The sequence below is a fragment of the Mesorhizobium sp. M5C.F.Ca.ET.164.01.1.1 genome (assembly GCF_004792125.1).
Lineage (GTDB): Bacteria > Pseudomonadota > Alphaproteobacteria > Rhizobiales > Rhizobiaceae > Mesorhizobium > Mesorhizobium wenxiniae.
This window is the reverse complement of record NZ_SRTG01000005.1, coordinates 193,805-209,524: the sequence shown is the minus strand read 5'-3', so window position 1 is coordinate 209,524 and position 15,720 is coordinate 193,805. Positions and strand designations below refer to the sequence as shown.

The following is a 15,720-nucleotide window of genomic DNA, read 5'->3' as shown; positions in this document are numbered from 1 at the left end:
GGTGACACGATGACAAAGACGAAGGCCAGCGAAAACCGCCCTTCCGAAACACGCGATGGCATCATCGGGCGCCCAATCGACCGCGTCGACGGTCCGCTCAAAGTGACAGGGGGCGCCATTTACGCCTACGAGAATGCGCTGGAGGGTACAGCCTACGGCTATATTCTCGGCGCCGCCGTCGCCAAGGGGCGCATCGCCGAGATCGACACGGCCGAAGCCGAACGGGCGCCGGCAGTGCTGCTCGTCATGACGCATCGGAATGCGCCGGCCCAGCCGGATTTCGGCCCGGCGGTCACGCCGACCGTGCCGGAGGTCTTCACCCGCGCCCGGCCAGCGCTCAACAGCGAGCGGGTGCGGTATTACGATGAGCCCGTCGCGCTGGTCGTCGCGGAGACGTTCGAGGCGGCACGCGCTGCGGCGGGCCTTATCAAAGTGCGCTACGACGAGGAGCCGGGCCTCTACGATCTGCCGGGGCGTGTGGCCGACGCCTATGCACCGAAGCGGACCAACGCCGGCTTCGAGACCGACAGCGTGGTCGGCGACTTCGAGAGCGCCTTTGCGGCGGCTCCGGTCAAGATCGATGCCACTTACCGGACGCCCTTCGAACATCACAATCCGATGGAGCCCCATGCGACGCTCGCCGCCTGGTCAGGCAACGAGCTGACGATCCATACATCGGCGCAGACACTCGCAAACTTCCGGGCGGGGATCGCCAGCACGCTTCGCATCCCGCCCGAGCGTGTGCGTATCGTGAGTCCCTTCATCGGCGGAGGCTTCGGCTCCAAGCTGATTGCCCATTCCGATACAATCCTGGCCGCGCTTGCAGCGCAGGTCCTGCAGCGTCCCGTTAAGATCGCGCTGACGCGACAGCAGATGTTCGCCAATGCCGGTCACCGCGCAGAGATGATCCAGCAGGTACGTCTCGGCGCGGACGCCGACGGGCGGCTCACCGGGATCGCGCACGATGTCTGGTCGGCAACCTCCAGCTTCGAGGAGTACTGCGAGCAAACGGCAGTGTTTGCCCGCTCGCTCTATGCGGCGCCGAACCGTCTCACCCGCCATCGCCTGGTTCCGCTGGATATCAACCGCGGCGAATGGATGCGCTCGCCCGGCGAAGCGCCCGGCATGCTGGCCTTCGAATGCGCCATGGATGAGCTCGCCGAGCGGCTCGGCCTGGACCCGATCGAACTCAGGGTCCGCAACGAACCGGCACAGGATCCCGAGCGCGGCGTGCCGTTCTCGACCCGCAATCTCGTCGACTGCATGGAGGAAGGCGCCCGCCGTTTCGATTGGGAGCGGAGAGACCCGACACCGGGCCGCACTCGAGAGGGCCGGAAGCTCATCGGCTACGGCATGGCGGCGGCGATCCGTCCAAACTATATCGGCGCGGCGACGGCGCGGGTTGCGATCGACCGGGACGGTCGGGTGACGGCGCGGCTCGACATGACCGATATCGGGACCGGCAGCTATACGATCCTGACCCAGATCGCCGCGGAGAGCCTCGGCGTGCCGATCTCGTCCGTCAAAGTGGAACTCGGCGACAGCCGCTTCCCGCGTACCGCCGGCTCCGGCGGTTCCTGGGGCGCCGCGAGCGCGGGTTCGGCGCTGCATAACGCCTGCAACGCCCTCAAGCAACGGATCCTGGAGGCGGCGCAGTCGAGCGAAGCCTCGCCATTGCGCGGCGCGAACGCCACCGAGGCAAGCTTCGCCGACAGCGAGGTTAGGGTCGGCCAGCGGTCGGCAGGTCTGGCCGATCTCATCCGAAGGATCGCTCCCGACGGGTTCGAGGCCGAAGGTTCCGTAGCCGCGGGCGCTACCACCCAGTCATACAAGGCTTACTCGCAGCATTCCTATGGCGCGCATTTCGCCGAGGTCGCAGTCGATTGCGATACCGGTGAGATCCGCATGCGCCGGATGCTGGCGGTGATGGGCGCGGGCCGTATCCTCAACGCCAAGACCGCGCGCTCGCAAATCATCGGCGGCATGACCTGGGGGATCGGTGCGGCGCTGATGGAGCAGGCGGTGCTCGACCGGCGCTACGGCCACTTCGTCAATCACGACCTTGCGGAATATCACGTCCCGATCAATGGCGACGTCCCCGAGATGGAGGTCGTCTTCCTCGAGGACCATGACGATAAGGCCAATCCACTCGGCGCGAAGGGTCTCGGCGAGCTCGGCGTCTGCGGTGCGGGGGCTGCTATCGCCAACGCCATTTACAACGCGACCGGCGTGCGAGTGCGTGAATTTCCCATCACCTTGGACAAGCTGCTGCCGGCCTTGCCCGTGATCGCCCTTTGACGCGGCAAGGTATCAGCTCCCCTGCCCTCAGGGTGATCAGGTCGGCACGGATCGCTATTCCTGCGCCATCCGCAACGACGTTGGTGGTTGACAGCGCTATCCGGCCCTTCCATACAAACGCCGTCAATGTTCTCAGGGCGGGGTGAAAGTCCCCACCGGCGGTAAGGGTCTCGGCCCAAGCCCGCGAGCGCTCTCCGGTCACTGCATCGGCCCGAAAATCAGAACTGATTTTCGGAAAGCACGATGCGGAGATTCAAAGTGCTAGAGCGTCGTTTGCGCGTCCAAAAGGACGCGCGGCGCTCTAGTGGAGGGGTCAGCAGATCCGGTATGATTCCGGAGCCGACGGTCACAGTCCGGATGGAAGAGAACGAAATGGAAGACGGTCCGCTTTTGCGGCTCGGACTCCGTATCGTGCGTCCTGATTCTGGATCGAAACGGAAGGATGGACCATGAATCAGCATTCCCGGAAAGATTATGAAACGATCCGCGTCGCCGTCATTCGCGCGCGCTGGCACGCCGACATCGTCGACCAGTGCGTTGAAGCGTTCGAGGCGGAACTTCACGGAGAGAAACGCTTTGCCGTCGATGTCTTCGATGTGCCGGGCGCCTATGAGATTCCCTTGCATGCAAAGACCTTGGCCCTGACCGGCCGCTATGCAGCGATCCTCGGCGCGGCGTTTGTCGTCAATGGCGGCATCTATCGGCATGAATTCGTGGCGAGCGCTGTCATCGACGGCATGATGAACGTGCAACTGTCCACCGGCGTGCCGGTGCTTTCGGCGGTGCTCACCCCGCACAACTACCATGACGGCGCGGACCATCACCACTTCTTCTTCGAGCACTTCAAGGTCAAGGGCAAAGAGGCAGCCAATGCCTGCATGCAGATCCTGGCCGCGCGGGAGCGTATCGCCGCTGAAATGTCCGTCACCGGGTAGAAATCCCGGTAACGCGTTGTACTATCTCCGAAAATACCGAAATCGGGAGGATGCAGGTGCAGACCAAGAAGATCATCAACGACGGCAACCGCACTGTCGACGAGATGCTGGAGGGCATCCTGGCCGCGCATCCCCGCCATCTCAAAAGCGCTGTGGGAAGTCCGCGCTCCATCATCGCCCGTGATGGGCCGCGGGAAGGCAAAGTTGGCCTCGTCGTCGGCGGCGGCTCCGGCCACGAGCCGACCTTCCTTGGTTTCGTCGGCAAAGGCCTGGCCGACGCGGCGGCGATCGGCAACGTCTTTGCCTCGCCGCCGCCCGACCCGATCCTCGAATGCGCCAAGGCGGCCAGCGGCGGCGCCGGCGTGCTGTTCATGTATGGCAACTATGCCGGCGACGTGATGAATTTCGACATGGCCGCCGAGATGGCGGCGATGGACGATGTCGAGGTGCGCACTGTGCTGACCACTGACGACGTGGCGTCGGCGCCGCGTGACCAGAGGCAAAAGCGGCGCGGCGTTGCCGGCAATTTCTTCATTTTCAAGGCCGCCGGTGCCGCCTGCGACCGGATGCTCTCATTCGATGAATGCGAACGTATCGCCAGGAAGGCCAACGATCACACCTTCACCATGGGCGTGGCGCTGTCGCCCTGTTCGCTGCCGCAGACCCGCCGGCCGAATTTCGAGATCGGACCGGACGAGATGGAGATCGGCATGGGCATTCATGGCGAGCCGGGCATCGCGCGTGGAAAACTGAAAACGGCCGACGAGATCACTGACGAGATGCTGGACAAGATCCTCGACGAGATGGCGCCGGCGCATGGCGACAAGGTCGCCGTGCTCGTCAATTCACTCGGCTCGACGCCGCTGATGGAGCTTTACATCATGAACCGGCGAGTCAAGCAGAGGCTTGATGACGTCGGTGTTGCCATCCACGCGACATGGGTCGGCAACTACTGCACCTCGCTCGAAATGGCCGGCGCCTCGGTGACGCTGATGCAGCTCGACGCCGAATTGCAGACGATGCTCGACCATCCTTGCGACTGCGCCATGTTTCGCGCCGGCTGAAAGTAGCATCCATGACATCCATCGATACGGCCGATCTGAAAAGAATGTTTGATGAAATCGCAGCGGCGATCGAAGCCGACAAGGACAGGCTCTGCCAGCTCGACGGCGTCATCGGCGACGCCGATCATGGCATTGCCATGGGGCTCGGTTTCGGGGCGGTGCGCGATGCACTCGCTTCGCTCGAGCTCGCGGCGACCGAGCCGACAGCTCTCCTCAACACCGCGGCCAAATCGTTCCTCAACGCTGTCGGCGCCTCGTCGGGCCCGCTTTATGCGACCGCCTTCATGCGAGGTGCGGCCGCCGTCAAGGGCAAGGCGACGCTGGCGAGCGCCGATTTCATCGCCCTGTTCCAGGCGATGGCGCAAGGCATCCAGGATCGCGGCAAGGCCGAGATCGGCGAAAAGACAATGGTCGACGCCTGGCTGCCTGCGGCTGAAGCGGCTGCGGTCGCGCATGCCTCCGGCAAGACGCTGTCCGAAAGCCTGGCAGCCGGCCTTGAAGCAGCCGAACGGGGCGCCGAAGCGACCAAGGACATGATTGCCGCGAAGGGTCGCTCATCGCGGCTTGGCGAACGATCGCTGGGCCACATGGACCCCGGCGCCGCGTCGGCCGTCACCGTCATTGGCGCGATGCGGAAAAGCTTGGGTTAGCCCAGCTTCGCCGCGTCGAGCCTGTCGATGGCTTGGACATTGCCAGCCGACGGTCCCTTTTCGTCGAACTCCGATGCGAGCCAGGCGTCGACGATCGACTTGGCCAGTTCCGGGCCGATGACGCGGGCGCCCATGGTGATGATCTGGGCATTGTTGGATTTCGCAGCGCGCTCGGCGGAGTAGGTGTCGTGGGTGAGTGCTGCGCGAATGCCGGGCACCTTGTTGGCCGAGATGGAAACGCCGATGCCGGTGCCGCAAAACAGGATGCCGCGATCGTTCTCGCCGTCGAGGATGGTCTGGGCGAGCTTCTGCGACAGGTCGGCATAATAGCCCGCCTGGCTGAGGTCGCTGACGGTGAGACCGGGTTTGGTGGCGAGATGCGCGGCAATGACGTCGAGCAGCGGCTTGCCCGCGCTGTCGGCTCCAATGGCTATTTTCATTTTATTGTCCTTTCCTGTCCCATCGATACTAGATCGCCGCCGAGGCGCGTTGGAGGATGTCGATATAGCCTTCCGCCTGCCAGGCGGAGCGACCGATGAACAGCCCATCGATATGCGGCTGGCCGATCAACTCGGCGGCATTTTGCGGATTGACGCTGCCGCCATAGAGCACTGGCGGCACGGCCGGCAGGAGTTCGCCGGCGATCTTCTTGATCAGCGCCTGCTGCCTATCGGCGTAGTCCGCACTTGCCGGAATGCCCTTGTCGCCGATCGCCCAGACCGGCTCATAGGCAAACAGGATCGTCGCCGCTTTCGCTTCGCCTTCGAGGACCTTTAGCGCGCCGTGCACCTGCAAGGCCAACACCGCATCGGCCTGGCCGCCGTTGCGCTGCGCCAACGTCTCGCCGACGCAGATGAGCGGCACCAGCCCGTGCTTTACCGCCGCAGCTGCCTTGAGGCCGACAGCATTGTCGGTCTCGCCGAAATGCTCGCGCCGTTCGCTATGGCCGAGCTCGACGAGGTCGAGGCCGCAATCCGTCAGCATCACGGGCGAGATCTCGCCGGTCCAGGCTCCAGCGTCGGCCCAGTGCATGTTCTGGGCGCCGACCTTGACCCGCGTCGTCGCCAACGCCTGCTTGACCTCGCGGACCGCCGTGAAGGGCGGGATGACGAAGGGCTGGATGCGGTCGTCGAAACCGGGGACGAACCCCGCCAGCGCCCTGGCGAAGTCAGTCGCCTCTGCAAGCGTCTTGTTCATTTTCCAGCTTGTGCCGACCCAGTAATCCACGCGTCCTCCTCAATCCTTCTCGACTACGGTTAGCGAAACATCGGCGCCATCCAACGCCTCGAGCATCTGCGGTCCCAGTTCGCGACCGGTGAAGACGGCGTCGAACGCCTTGAGATCGGTCAGGAAATGCAGGGCCGTGCGGCCGAACTTGCCGTGATCGACCAGCAGATATTTACGGGCGGCGGCGGCCATCATCAGCCGCTTGGTATGGACCACTTCCTGGTCCTGGTGGAAGGCGGAAACGCCGTGGATGGCAGACGACGACAGAAAGGCCACATCGGCGCGCAATGATCTCAGCGTGTCCTCGGCAAGCAGGCCGAAGAAACCGTGGAATTTCTTGCTGTACTGGCCACCGAGCGCGATCAGGGTGATCCCTCCAACGCCTGCCAGATCCTGTATGACGGCCAGATTGTTCGAGATCACCGTCAGCGGGCGGAGATCGGCAAGGTGCCGCGCAATGCCGCCCGCCGTCGAGCCGTCGTCGATGATCACCGTCTGGCCCGGTTCGATCATCGCCACGGCGGCAGCCGCCAGGCGCTGCTTCTCCTCGCCGGCCTGCTTCTGACGGTAGCGGAAATCGCTCTCGAAAAGACCGCTCGGCTGGATCGAGGCGCCGCCGCGCACCTTGCGCAGGAAACCGCTTTCCTCAAGCTCGTCGAGGTCGCGATGGACGGTCATCTTCGACACGCCAAAGCGCGAGGCAAGGTCATCGACACTGGCCGTGCCAGTGTCCATCAGAAAATCCATGATGCCTTGCCGCCGGCCGTCGCTCTTCATTGTCCAGCCTGTTTCCTGAATCCGGCCCGCTGGGAATCCGCCGTGGCGGAAACCGCGAGCCAGAGCTATTATAACAGATGAAATCGCATAGGCGGCAATTTTTTTGTGATAATGTTAGGTTTCTTTGGGATATTATATCGCTTCCGATTGCTGTCTTGTAACAAGAATTGCTCCCGGCGGCATGGCCAAAGGTTGCGGTTCTCTGGAAATCCGGCCAGAAGCATCAGCGGGCTGAACGATGATCGGACGGCCCGCAACCACAGGCTTGAAACCAGATACGGGAGACTATTGGGTGGCTCGCATCACATTGAGACAATTGCTCGACCATGCCGCCGAACACGGCTATGGCGTGCCTGCCTTCAACATGAACAATATGGAACAGGGCCTCGCCATCATGGAGGCTGCCGAGGAGACCAAATCGCCGGTCATCCTGCAGGCGAGCCGCGGCGCCCGCGCCTATGCCAACGATGTCGTGCTGGCCAAGCTGATCGATGCGCTGGTCGAAATCCATCCCGATATCCCGGTCTGCATGCATCTCGACCACGGCAACAACGAAGCCACATGCGTGACCGCGATCCAGTATGGCTTCACCTCGGTGATGATGGACGGGTCGCTGAAGGAGGACGGCAAGACGCCAGCCGACTACGGCTATAATTCGGGCATCACGCGTCGTGTCGTCGATATGGCGCATTGGGGCGGCGTGTCGGTGGAAGGCGAGATCGGCGTCCTCGGATCCCTGGAGATGGGCGGAGGCGAACAGGAAGATGGCCATGGTGTCGAAGGCGTTGTCAGCCACGACCAGTTGCTGACCGATCCGGAACAGGCGGTGCAGTTCGTCAAGGACACACATGTCGACGCGCTGGCCGTCGCCATGGGCACCAGCCACGGCGCCTATAAATTCTCGCGCAAGCCGGACGGCGCTGTTCTGGCCATGAACGTGATCGAGGAAATCCATCGCCGCCTGCCCAACATGCACCTCGTCATGCACGGATCGTCCTCGGTGCCGGAAGAACTGCAGGAGATCATCAACAAATATGGCGGCCAGATGAAGCCGACATGGGGCGTGCCGGTCGAGGAGATCCAGCGCGGCATCAAGCACGGCGTCCGCAAGATCAACATCGATACCGACAACCGCATGGCGCTGACCGGCGCGATCCGCAAGGTGCTGACCGAGAATCCGAGCGAATTCGACCCGCGCAAATATCTGACGCCGGCGATGGCCGCCATGAGGAAGCTGTGCAAGGAGCGCTTCGAGCAGTTCGGCACCGCCGGCAACGCTTCCAAGATCAAGCCGCTGCCGGTCTCGGAAATGGCCAAGCGCTACAAGTCGGGCAGTCTCGATCCGAAATTCGGCTGAGTTCGGCCGGCTTCATCTGACCGGGGCGGCCCGGTTCAACGGGCAGGAGCCGTATCCTGCCCGTCTCGCGGCAGGAGTGCCGCCCTGCCGGTCTCGATGAACGGCGCCCAGTAGTCGACCGACTCGCGGATCATGGCGACGACCTGGTGATCGACCGGCTCGCGCTCGCGAAACGACAGTTCGAGGCAGATCTCGTTGTCGACGCCGCCGCCGCGGCGAACCGACTCCAGGAATTTTTCCGGCGTGATGCGGCCGTCCTGGTTGTAGGCGGCGATGAACGGCCAATGACCGCCCTTGTTCATCGACGACTGCTTGATGTGGATGATCGGCGATACGTTGGGGAAGGCTTCGGCCCAGGCATAGGGGTCGATGTCGGCCGGGTTGCTCGACGTCACGTCGCCATGGTCAATGTCGACCATCATCTTCATCGGGATGGCCATGCCGGCTGCCTCGATCTCGTTGTGCAGTACCCAGCAACTCTCGATCGTATGGCCGAATTCGCGGCCGACCGACATCGGCTCCCAGAACAGATAGGTTAATCCGGCCGCCTTGGCGTGCTCAGCAACCTCGCGCCAGCATTCCAGCGCGATGTCGAAAAGCCGCGCGCGACGCTCGGGATCGTCGAAATCCCTGTGCGTGAAGATAGCGAACTGGGTCCCTATACCGGTCGCGCCGAGCTCGGCCGAAATGTCGGCAAAGGTCTTGAACCAATCGACATAGTAGCGGCGCACATCGGCGTCCGGATGGCCGAAATGGTTGAGCCGCCCATAAGGGCCGGTCATCCCCGACGTCACGCGCACGCCGGTGCGGTCGAGCGCGTTGCGGAACAGGCGGATGAATTTCGAGATCGTCGCCGCCGGCCAGCCGGGATTGACGAATTCGTGCGTGAGCTGCACGTCCCGGATGCCGATGTCGTAAGCGATCGCATCGATCAGATCGTCCGGTTCGGCGAAACGGTTGACCAGCGGATTGGTGTTGAGAGAAAGCGTAAAGGCCATCAGCTTGCTTTCACCAGCCGGCTCGCGCACCAGTCCTCGAAGGCGGCTCTTTCTGCGGCGGACAGATGCAGCCCATGCTTGGTGCGCCGTTCGAGAATGTCGGCAGCGGTCAGTGCCCATTCATATTCGAACAAATAATTGGCTTCGCGTTCGAAAAAATCCTTGCCGAAGCACCGCCCCAGATCGGCACGCGACTTGGCCGCACCGACCAGAACGCGCGTCCTGGTGCCGTAGAGCCGGCCATAATGCATGACCAGCGATGCCGGCATCCAGGGATATTCGCGGCCGAGATCGCCGAGAAACTGCTCGAAGTCGGCATTAGCGATATCGCCACCCGGCAGATAGCCTTTCGATGTCCATGGCGTGCCCATTTTCGGAAAGAACGCGGCGATCCTATCCAGCGCGTGCTCGGCCAATTTGCGGAAGGTGGTGATCTTGCCGCCGAAGACGGAGAGCAACGGCGCCTGCCCGGCCGATGCGTCGAGCTCGAAAATATAGTCGCGCGTTACCGCACTGGGGTTGTCGGCGTTGTCGTCATAGAGCGGCCGGACGCCGGAAAACGAGTAGATGACATCGTCGCGGGCAAGTTCGCGCTTGAAGTAGCGGTTGACGATTTTGATCAGGTAGTCGATCTCGCTGCTATCAGCCTTCACATCTTCCGGCCGCCCGTCATAGGGGATGTCGGTGGTACCGATCAGCGCCAGATCGTTCTGGTAAGGGTTGATGAAGATCACGCGCTTGTCGCTGTTCTGTACGAGATAGGCCTGCCGCCCTTCCCAGAATTTCGGCACGACGATGTGGCTGCCCTTGACCAGGCGCACATTTCGTTTGGAGTTCTGGCCGGCCACGCGGTTGATGATGTCATTGACCCAGGGACCGGCGGCGTTGATCAGCGCCCGTGCCCGAACCGTCGTCCTGACGCCGGTTCGGCTGTCGCGCATCTCGACCGACCACAGGTCGTCTTCACGGCGGGCGGCGGTGCAGACGGTCCGGGTAAAGACTTTGGCTCCGCGTTCCGCGGCGTCGAGCGCATTGATGATGACGAGACGGGCATCGTCGACCCAGCAATCGGAATATTCGAAACCGCGCTTGAACACATCCTTGATCGGCGCGCCTTCGGGCGCGGTGCGCAGGTTGAGCGTGCGGGTGGCCGGCAGCCGCTTGCGGCCGCCGAGATGATCGTAGAGGAACAGGCCGAGCCGGACCAGCCATGCCGGCCGGTCGTCAGGGCTGTGCGGCAGCACGAAGCGCATCGGCCAGATAATGTGCGGAGCGGATTCAAGCAGCACTTCGCGCTCGATCAGCGCCTCGCGCACCAGCCGGAATTCGTAATATTCAAGATAGCGCAGGCCGCCATGGACGAGCTTTCCCGATCGCGAACTGGTGCCTTCGGCCAGATCGTCCTTCTCGCACAGAATGACGGACAAGCCGCGGCCGGCTGCGTCGCGCGCGATGCCGGCGCCGTTGACACCGCCGCCGATAACGAAGAGGTCGACGATTTCAGTGGCGCCGCTCATCCCGCCGGGTCCTCGGTGCCTGGATTGTGTTTCATGGCTGCCGCCACCTTCAGCATGGATTGACCGGTGGGAGCCCGGCGATGAAGCGGCGCACCTCTTCGGCCGCCTGCTCGGCCGCATAGGTCACCGTGCGCACCGATGCGCCGGCGATATGCGGTGTCAGCGTGACGTTCGGAAGCTGCAGCAGTGGCCAGTCGGCAGGCACCGGCTCGACCGCGAACGTCTCCAGCATCGCGCTGCCGATTTGGCCTGAGACGAGCGCATCGTAAAGCGCGTCGTAGTCGACCAGCGGCCCGCGCGCTGTGTTGACGAAGATCACCCCAGGCTTCATTCGGGCGATGGTATCCTTGTTGATCAGTCTGCGGGTCTCCTCAGTCACCCGGGGATGAAGCGTGACCACATCGGAGCGGGACAGGAGATCGTCGAGCGCGACCAGTTCGACGCCGCCATTGCGGTCTTCGGCGCTCAGTTGCACGTAGGGATCGGTGACCAGGATGCGGCAGCCGAACGCGCGCAGCAGGCGGACAACCTTGGTGCCGATATTGCCGTAGCCGATGACGCCGACGGTCATTTCGTTTAGCTCGCGGCCGGTGCGGTCGGCCCGGTAGAGATCGCCGCGCCATTCCCCTTTGCGCAAGGCTTCGTGCCCGACCCGGATCAGCCGCGTCTCGGCAAGGATGGCACCGATGGCGAACTCGGCCACAGCACTTGCATTGCGGCCGGGCACGTTGACCACAGTGATGCCATGGGCCTTGGCGGCGGCCATGTCGATGTTGATCGGGCCGCCGCGCGATACCGCAACCAGTTTGAGTGTGGGCAGGCGCTGCATCATGGTCTCGGAGAGCGGCGCAAGCTGGGTGACGAATATCTCGGCATCGCCGATGAAATCGACCACCTCGTCCGGATCGCCAAAATACTCCTTGACCTTGTCGAGGCCGAGCGCCGCATTGCCGAATTCCATCGGCTCGTCGGGCCAGGCCGCCTCAAGGGTGCGAATGTCGAGATTGTCGCCGCAGGCCTTCTCGATTTTCTCGCAAAACACTTCGGGAAGCATGAAGCGGTCGCCAATGATTGCAATCTTCTTACGCATGCTCGACTTCTCAGTTTGCCCTGGATGCGGCCATCGACCGCCAGACCGGCCGCAGCGCCTCATGCGCCAATGTGTAGGATGGAGCCACCCGCTCATAGATCGCGGCAAGCTTTCGGTCGCTCGGCTCCGCCGCGCCAAGCAGCGGCGTGACCCATTCGCCGACGCATTCGTCCATCGACCTGTATTGGCCGACGCAAACCGCAGCGATCATCGCGGCGCCCGCCGCGCCGGCTTCCTCGCGTTGGCTGGTGCGAATGTCGGCGCCGACGACAGCGCCCAGGATCTTGCGCAGAGCCGGGCTTCTGGCCGCACCGCCGGTCAGCCGGATTTCGCTTGGCAGCGGCCCCATGGCGGCGTAGCAATCGCGCGACGCGAACGCCAGTCCCTCAAAAACAGCGCGCACCATGTCGGCATAACCGTGCCGTGACGAAATGCCGACGAAACCGGCCCTGGCATTGGCATCGACGAACGGCCCGCGCTCGCCGGCCTCGGACACGTAGGGCTGATAGAGCAGCGAGGCGGGCTCGGATACGGATATCCACTGATCGACCAGCGCGATCATCTCGCCATTGGTGCGTGTAATGCCTTGCGAGGCGAGAATGCCGGAGGCGAGGCTAAGGACCCAATCGATGTTGAGTGTCGCCGCCATGTTCGACTGCATCTGCGCAAAGACGCCGGGCGTCGGCATCGTCATCGTGTAGCCGGTCGCCGCCTCGTTGAGCAGCACCTCGTCCGGCGTCTGCGCAAGCCGCATATGCATGCCGGTGGAGCCGATGATGGAGCAGCCGGGCTTGCGCTCGCGGTCGAGCAGGCCGGCGCCGAGCGCGGTGCAGGCCACGTCGACATAGGCCAGCACCACCGGCGTACCGGAAAGCAGCCCGGTCGCTTCGGCAGCCGTCTCCGAGAGGCCGGCGCTATGCCTGGTGCCGTCGACGATCGGCGGCAGCAGATGCCTGAGATCAGCGACGCCGAGCACCTCAAGCACATCGTCGCAATAGCCACGAGTGCGGAAGTCGCCAAAGGTGAAGGTCCCCTCCGACGGATCGGTGGCGCGTTCCCCGGTCAGGTTGAAATAGAGCCAGTCCTTGCAATGGAATGCCGTCGCCGCCTTGCCAAGCATGTCAGGCGCGTTGCGCTTCATGAAGGCAAGCTGCGGCCCCTGCTGACAGGCGGCCAGCCCGCTACCGGTCTTTTCGAAACGGAGCCGGTCATCGGGCCGCGCGCGGATCTCCTCGACGATCGCGGCAGCGCGCGCGTCGAGCCACAGCCAGCCCTTCGCGACCGGCTCACCCTCCTTGTCGATCAGCCAGGTGCCATCGCCCTGCCCGGTCACGGCGATGGCAATGGTGCGGCTGGCAAGGTCCGGCACCTTGTCGGCAAGCTGCCGCAAGGTGATCGCGGCATCGGCCCAGGTGCGCGCCAGATCCTGCTCGGCGCCGCCGCCCGGCAAGGTCTCATACCGGTTCGGCAACGCCGTGGCCGCGAGCTGCCGGCCCGCCGTGTCGAAGGCGACGGACTTGATAACAGACGTGCCGGCGTCGATGCCGATCAGCACATCCCGCATCAGGCAAGCTCCATGCCGTGCGAAATGGCCATGCCGCTGGACTGATCGAAGACGTGCAGGTTTTTCGGATCGATGCTGATATTGATCGGCGCGCCAAGCTCCAGCCGGGTCCGGTCATGTTCGACCAGAACGAGCGAACCGCCGGCGAAATCCGCCGCGATATGCGTCTGGTCGCCGAGCCACTGGTTGGCCGAAACCGTGGCCGGCACGCCGTCCTTCGAGCGGCGAACCGCGTAGGGCCTTATGCCGATGACGACCCGCTGCCGTTTGAGCAATTCGTCGCGAACCGAGCCGCTGAACGCGTCCTTGTCATAGTCGAGCGAAAGTCCGTCGGGCAGCCGCAGATTGATCTTGTCGGCGGCCGTGCCGACATAGGCCTCGAAGACATTCATCGGCGGCTCGCCGACGAAGGTGCCGGTGAACAGGTTGGCCGGCCGCTGCTTGAGCATGTCGGGCGTGTCGAATTGCTGCAGCACGCCGCCTTCCATGACCGCGATCCGGTCGGCAAGCGCATTGGCCTCGGTCTGGTCGTGGGTGACCAGGATCGCGGTCAGGCCGCGCTCCTTGATGAAGTGCTTGATGCGGCCGCGCAGCACGGCGCGAAGCTGCGGTTCGAGCTGGCCCATCGGTTCGTCCAGCAGATGAAGATCTGCCTCGCGGATCAGCGCCCGGCCGAGGCTGGCGCGCTGCTGCTGGCCGCCGGAGATGGAGCTTGGATAGCGCTCCAGAATGTCCTCGATCTCGAGCAGCTTGGCGATGCTGGCAACCTTCGCATCGACGTCGCTTTTCCGCAGTTTGGCCGCCTTCAGCGCAAACGCCATGTTCTCGCGCACGGTCAGCGGCGGATAGAGCGAGTAGCCCTCGAACGCCATCGCCACATTGCGCTTGACCGGAGGCAGCGTGTGCACCTTGCGGCCGGCAACCGAGATGGTGCCGCGCGAGACCTCCTCGAAACCGGCGATCATGCGCAATGTCGAGGTCTTGCCGCAGCCGGACGAGCCGAGCAATGCGACGATCTCGCCCCTGCCGATTTCCATCGTCAGGTTCTGGACGGCGTGCACGCCCCTGTCGATCGGACCGTAGAACTTGTCGACGCCGGAAATGGTGAGTGCGCTCGGGATCATGCCGCTTCTCCGCTGCGCAAATTGACGACGTTCCTGGCGCCGATTCTGTCGCCGCTCGCATGATCGAACAGCAGGGCGCTTTTGCCGTCGACGGCGATATGGGCCCTGCCCTCGGTCTGACCCGGTGTTCCGGCCGGCCGGGAGACCAGGATTTCACGGCCGCGCACGGTGCGCACCAGCGTGACGATCTTTTCATTGAGCGGCGTCTCCGCCTCAACCGTCACCGGAATGGCAGCGGGCGTTCCTTTGTCGACGAAGCTCAGGGCTTCCGGCCGTAAGCCGATCACGCAGTCGCGGCCGACCGTCGCGTCATAGGCACCCGTCAGATGAACCTGGACATTCGAAAGGCCGACATAGATGCCCTTGGCATCGCGCGACGGCTTGACGTCGAGCAGGTTGATGGTCGGGTCGCCAAACAGCCGCGCGATCTCGATGTTCGCCGGCTCACGATAGATCTGCTCGGGTGTGCCGAGCTGCTTGATGACGCCTTGCGACATCACCGCGATGCGGTCGCCGAGCGCCATGGCCTCCTTGTAGTCCTGGGTGACGTAGAGGACGGTCGCGCCACGGTCGGCCAGCAGCCTCGGCAATTCGAGCCGCATTTCGAAGCGCAGCTTGGCATCGACGTTGCGCAAGGGGTCGTCGAGCAGGAGAACCGGCGGCGAACCGACCAGAGCGCGGGCGAGCGCGGTACGCTGCTTCTGGCCATTGGACAGCGCCCGTGGCTTGTGGCTGAGCACGTGGCCGATCTTCAGCAGCTTAGCGGCGCTCTCGACGCCCGCCTTCATCGCACTCTGCGACGAACGCTTGGCCTGTAGCGGCGTGGCGATGTTGTCGAACGCAGTCATGTGCGGAAACAGTGCGAAATTCTGGAACGCCATGCCGACGCCGCGGAACTCGGCATCGAGGTCGGTCATATCCTCGCCGCCGATGAAGATCTTTCCCTCATCGGGGTCGATAACGCCGGCGACGAGCCGCAGCAGCACCGTCTTGCCGGCGCCGGACGGTCCGAACAGGACAAGGGTTTCGCCGTCGGCGACGGTCAGCGACAGATTGTCGAGAACAGTCTGGCTCTTGTAGCGCTTGACGACATTTCGCAGTTCGAGGCTGGCCATGAGA

At 63.7% G+C, this 15,720-nt stretch carries 14 protein-coding genes and 1 riboswitch; of the genes, 5 read left to right on the top strand and 9 right to left on the bottom strand.

The features are described 5' to 3' along the window. The first annotated feature begins 9 nt into the window (after nucleotides 1–9). The 4 genes from EN807_RS25235 (at nucleotide 10) to dhaL (ending at nucleotide 4,947) form a co-directional block, all read left to right on the top strand. Nucleotides 10–2,298: a xanthine dehydrogenase family protein molybdopterin-binding subunit gene (locus EN807_RS25235; RefSeq protein ID WP_135937103.1), complete on the top strand. Its 2,289-nt coding sequence runs from the start codon at nucleotides 10–12 to the stop codon at nucleotides 2,296–2,298. A gap of 124 nt (nucleotides 2,299–2,422) precedes the next feature. After that, nucleotides 2,423–2,671: riboswitch (FMN riboswitch) on the top strand. Nucleotides 2,672–2,747: 76 nt separating this feature from the next. Further along, nucleotides 2,748–3,233, top strand: coding sequence for a 6,7-dimethyl-8-ribityllumazine synthase (locus tag EN807_RS25230; protein WP_135937102.1), 486 nt, complete (start codon nucleotides 2,748–2,750; stop codon nucleotides 3,231–3,233). 56 nt (nucleotides 3,234–3,289) lie between these two features. Continuing rightward, complete coding sequence (locus EN807_RS25225; RefSeq protein ID WP_135937101.1) at nucleotides 3,290–4,297, top strand: dihydroxyacetone kinase subunit DhaK; 1,008 nt, start codon at nucleotides 3,290–3,292, stop codon at nucleotides 4,295–4,297. An 11-nt stretch (nucleotides 4,298–4,308) separates the two neighbouring features. Beyond that, nucleotides 4,309–4,947 carry a dihydroxyacetone kinase subunit DhaL gene (gene dhaL / locus EN807_RS25220; protein WP_135937100.1) on the top strand — a complete coding sequence of 213 codons (639 nt, stop codon included), beginning with the start codon at nucleotides 4,309–4,311 and terminating at the stop codon, nucleotides 4,945–4,947. Here the strand turns inward: dhaL and EN807_RS25215 are convergent. From EN807_RS25215 to EN807_RS25205, 3 genes are read right to left on the bottom strand one after another with little or no spacing between them, the layout of a single operon-like run. Further along, entirely contained in the window at nucleotides 4,944–5,387 is a 444-nt protein-coding gene (locus EN807_RS25215) for an RpiB/LacA/LacB family sugar-phosphate isomerase (RefSeq protein WP_029355267.1), read from the bottom strand. The two genes, dhaL and EN807_RS25215, sit on opposite strands and share 4 nt — an antisense overlap. Before the next feature lie 28 nt (nucleotides 5,388–5,415). Further along, nucleotides 5,416–6,174, bottom strand: coding sequence for a triose-phosphate isomerase (locus EN807_RS25210; RefSeq protein WP_135937099.1), 759 nt, complete (start codon nucleotides 6,172–6,174; stop codon nucleotides 5,416–5,418). 9 nt (nucleotides 6,175–6,183) lie between these two features. Beyond that, nucleotides 6,184–6,951 carry a DeoR/GlpR family DNA-binding transcription regulator gene (locus tag EN807_RS25205; protein ID WP_135937098.1) on the bottom strand — a complete coding sequence of 256 codons (768 nt, stop codon included), beginning with the start codon at nucleotides 6,949–6,951 and terminating at the stop codon, nucleotides 6,184–6,186. Between the two features lie 292 nt (nucleotides 6,952–7,243). Between EN807_RS25205 and fba the strand changes: the two genes are divergently transcribed. Continuing rightward, nucleotides 7,244–8,308 (top strand): class II fructose-bisphosphate aldolase, encoded by a 1,065-nt coding sequence (gene fba, locus EN807_RS25200; RefSeq protein ID WP_135937097.1) that lies wholly within the window; start codon nucleotides 7,244–7,246, stop codon nucleotides 8,306–8,308. A gap of 35 nt (nucleotides 8,309–8,343) precedes the next feature. Here fba and EN807_RS25195 read toward each other — a convergent pair whose 3' ends face one another. From EN807_RS25195 to EN807_RS25170, 6 genes are read right to left on the bottom strand one after another with little or no spacing between them, the layout of a single operon-like run. Beyond that, nucleotides 8,344–9,306, bottom strand: a complete 963-nt coding sequence (locus EN807_RS25195) for a TIM barrel protein (protein WP_135937171.1) — start codon at nucleotides 9,304–9,306, stop codon at nucleotides 8,344–8,346. Then, the gene (locus EN807_RS25190) at nucleotides 9,306–10,823 is read right to left on the bottom strand and encodes a glycerol-3-phosphate dehydrogenase (RefSeq protein WP_135937096.1); all 1,518 of its coding nucleotides are present in this window, start codon (nucleotides 10,821–10,823) and stop codon (nucleotides 9,306–9,308) included. The genes EN807_RS25195 and EN807_RS25190 overlap by 1 nt, the downstream gene beginning before the upstream one ends. A gap of 49 nt (nucleotides 10,824–10,872) precedes the next feature. Next, on the bottom strand, nucleotides 10,873–11,913 hold the full coding sequence (locus tag EN807_RS25185; RefSeq protein WP_135937095.1) for a 2-hydroxyacid dehydrogenase: 1,041 nt from the start codon (nucleotides 11,911–11,913) through the stop codon (nucleotides 10,873–10,875). A 10-nt stretch (nucleotides 11,914–11,923) separates the two neighbouring features. Continuing rightward, nucleotides 11,924–13,477 carry an FGGY-family carbohydrate kinase gene (locus tag EN807_RS25180; protein WP_135937094.1) on the bottom strand — a complete coding sequence of 518 codons (1,554 nt, stop codon included), beginning with the start codon at nucleotides 13,475–13,477 and terminating at the stop codon, nucleotides 11,924–11,926. Further along, nucleotides 13,477–14,601: an ABC transporter ATP-binding protein gene (locus EN807_RS25175; protein WP_029355254.1), complete on the bottom strand. Its 1,125-nt coding sequence runs from the start codon at nucleotides 14,599–14,601 to the stop codon at nucleotides 13,477–13,479. The genes EN807_RS25180 and EN807_RS25175 overlap by 1 nt, the downstream gene beginning before the upstream one ends. Then, nucleotides 14,598–15,716, bottom strand: a complete 1,119-nt coding sequence (locus EN807_RS25170) for an ABC transporter ATP-binding protein (RefSeq protein ID WP_135937093.1) — start codon at nucleotides 15,714–15,716, stop codon at nucleotides 14,598–14,600. The genes EN807_RS25175 and EN807_RS25170 overlap by 4 nt, the downstream gene beginning before the upstream one ends. Nucleotides 15,717–15,720: the final 4 nt, after the last annotated feature.